Origin of the sequence: Micromonospora sp. DT4 (assembly GCF_049841675.1) — a bacterium.
Classification (GTDB): domain Bacteria; phylum Actinomycetota; class Actinomycetes; order Mycobacteriales; family Micromonosporaceae; genus Micromonospora.
Genome location: NZ_JBNCKT010000248.1, coordinates 1 through 2,508, shown reverse-complemented (window position 1 = coordinate 2,508; position 2,508 = coordinate 1). Strand labels below are relative to the sequence as shown.

At 62.5% G+C, this 2,508-nt stretch carries 2 protein-coding genes and 1 pseudogene; 1 reads left to right on the top strand and 2 read right to left on the bottom strand.

Annotated features, from left to right (window positions below; genetic code table 11):
- Window positions 1-181 (top strand): annotated as a pseudogene (locus tag ACLQ24_RS29325) (IS5/IS1182 family transposase); the annotation flags it as partial.
- Between the two features lie 95 nt (window positions 182-276).
- On the opposite strand, the gene ltrA reads toward ACLQ24_RS29325, so the two are convergent.
- Together ltrA and ACLQ24_RS29315 are read right to left on the bottom strand one after the other, a co-directional pair.
- Entirely contained in the window at window positions 277-1,530 is a 1,254-nt protein-coding gene (gene ltrA / locus ACLQ24_RS29320; protein WP_425894978.1) for a group II intron reverse transcriptase/maturase, read from the bottom strand.
- A 593-nt stretch (window positions 1,531-2,123) separates the two neighbouring features.
- On the bottom strand, window positions 2,124-2,360 hold the full coding sequence (locus ACLQ24_RS29315) for a DUF6444 domain-containing protein (RefSeq protein WP_425894979.1): 237 nt from the start codon (window positions 2,358-2,360) through the stop codon (window positions 2,124-2,126).
- Between the last annotated feature and the right edge of the window lie 148 nt (window positions 2,361-2,508).

Sequence of the window (2,508 nt, the reverse complement as noted above, 5' to 3'; positions counted from 1 at the left end):
CACGAACTCGTGGATGAACGACTTCGGCAAGATCCGCCGCTACACCGACCGCAACGCCAAAATCATCGACTTCTACCCCTACCTGGCCGCCGCCGCGATCGTCACGATCCGTCAACTCATCCAACGAGCCCGCACGCTCTACCGCTGGAACACCCGACCGACAACCCGCCGACTCAGGTGACACCTATTGGTCGGGTCGCCCGGGGGGATTTCACCCCCGGGCTCCCACAGAACCGTGCGTAACAGTCTCGCGTTACACGGCTCTTGTCATCCTGATCACCAGAAGCGCGGTGTCCATGCCCAGTGGGCGAAGAGCCTCGGGTATTGGCGGGTGATGCGCTGCCAGCACTGTTGGGCCTTCCTGAACGGCCGCAGTCGTTTGTGCTTCTTGCGGATCCAGCGCACCAGGTAGGCGTTGATGCGTTCCAGGAGGGGCAGCAAAGCGGAGCGGTAGTACGCCCCGTAGTACTGCAGCCAGCCGCGCACGATCGGGTTGATCTTTCGCGCCAGCTCGGCGAAGGTGTGGCCGATCCGCAGGTGGATCCGCCAGGCGCGGACTTGCCCACTGATCTTCTTCAGGGCTTCCTTGCTGATCGCGGGCAGGAAGTTGGTGAAGTTCTTCCCCTTCCTGCTGCGCGCCTTGCGGGCTTGGAACGTGAGCCCCAGGAAGGTGAACGACGTGTGCTCGTACGAGCCGCGCCGGTTGCCGTCCTTGCAGTACACGATCTTGGTCTTGTCGGGGTGCAGCCGCAGCCCGACCTCGTCCATCCTGTTCCCGAGTGCCGCCAGCACTTGGCGGGCCTGGTGCTCGCTGGCGCAGTGCACGACCGCGTCATCGGCATAGCCTTCGAACTGGACGTCCGAAAAGTTCCGGGCGAGCCAGGTGTCGAACGCGTAGTGCATGAACAGGTTCGCCAGCACGGGCGAGACCGCGGACCCCTGCGGGGTCCCCCGGTCCCGCTCCTGCAAGGTTCCGTCGGGCAGTTGCAGCGGCGCTTGGAGCCACCGCTTGACATACAACGTCACCCAGACGGCGTCGGTGTGAGCCTGGACAGCCTTGACGATGAGGTCCCACCGGACGCTGTCGAAAAACTTCTGAATGTCAAGATCGATCACCCAGTCTTTCTTCCAACACCGTTGCCGGCAGCGCTGGACCGCGTCCAGGGCCGACCGATTCGGCCGGTAACCGTAGGAATCCTCGTGGAATATTGGATCCACACGAATCCCCAAGTGCCTGGCTACCACCGTCTGCGCGACCCGGTCGGCGACGGTGGGGACGCCGAGCATCCTCGTGCCGCCGCCGTGCTGTTTTGGAATCTCCACCGCTCGCACCGGAGGCGGAAAGTACGCCCCCGACGACATCCGATTCCAGATCTTGTAAAGGTTGCCCTCCAGATCGGCCTCGAAGTCGGCAATGGACTGCCCGTCCACCCCCGGCGCACCCTGATTTCGCTTCACCTCACGAAACGCCTCCCAGACCTCCCACTTCGAAATCTCAAACGGCTTCTCTGGTGACTTCAGCTTGTCCATCGGCTCCTCCCGAACAACGTCCGGTTGACCAGACACACACAGCCGCGGATGACCCGGCCCCTTCGCTCCACCCCCATAACAAGGGCTTCGGCACTACTACGAGCCGGTCCGCCAGCACGCCTCGCGACGGTACTCAACCCCTTGCGGTGTCAGCCGCTTGAAGCACTCCCTCTCGCACCCCATCCCGGGGCAACGGTGTCGAGACATGCCTTCCCACGTTCCATGCAAGAGCAGCAGATCAGGCTCACGTCACCTCCATGCCGGACACCACCTGGCCAGTAAACGGGTATCCGCCAGGCTCTTCCCGGGATCGACAAGGCACCCCGGTTTTGATGCCACCTAGAGTTAAATAACGACACGTCGTCAGTGATTCGCTCGCGCTCGTCTTCCTGATCCCCACCTGACACTTCAATCAGTGCCTTTTCCACATCGCTCACCACGGTCGCGTTACCACTTCCGCAGCATGTGGCGGTTTGGAGCCTCCCCCCGCAGGGCGACTCCGAAGGGCCAACCTTCATCTCCTGCACAGCACCGCATAAAGTCGCTCTACCTACATCAAGCTCCTCCTTGCGTTCGTGGCACACCCAGTCGCTCTAACCTGGCCCGGCCCCAGACGACCGCCGCGACGACCGCGGCGGCGGCTTCGCGAGACCATCCGACGACGGCGGCTTCGACGAATTCCGCGAATTCAGCCCCAACCGCCGCTCAAGCTCAGCCACCCGCGCCCGCAACAACTCGATCTGCCGCTGCTGCTGCACCACCAACGCCGCAAGCTCGTCATATCTCGGCCGGCCAGCACCATCCACAACCCGACACCCTGCCCAAAACATGCAAACGATCAAGCCGCCAACCCCACCACCCGAATAGTTACCCCCGAACTTGCGCGGATCTTGACCTCGATTCGGGACTGTAAAAAGAACGGTGTAACTCCTGATCAAGAAAGACGCACCTGATGACCATGACGACTGACGCCGTGGA

Coding starts and splice junctions, on each gene's coding strand:
- ACLQ24_RS29315 (WP_425894979.1), bottom strand. CDS start 2,360: ATGTTTTGGGCAGGGTGTCGGGTTGTGGATGGTGCTGGCCGGCCGAGA.
- ltrA (WP_425894978.1), bottom strand. CDS start 1,530: ATGGACAAGCTGAAGTCACCAGAGAAGCCGTTTGAGATTTCGAAGTGG.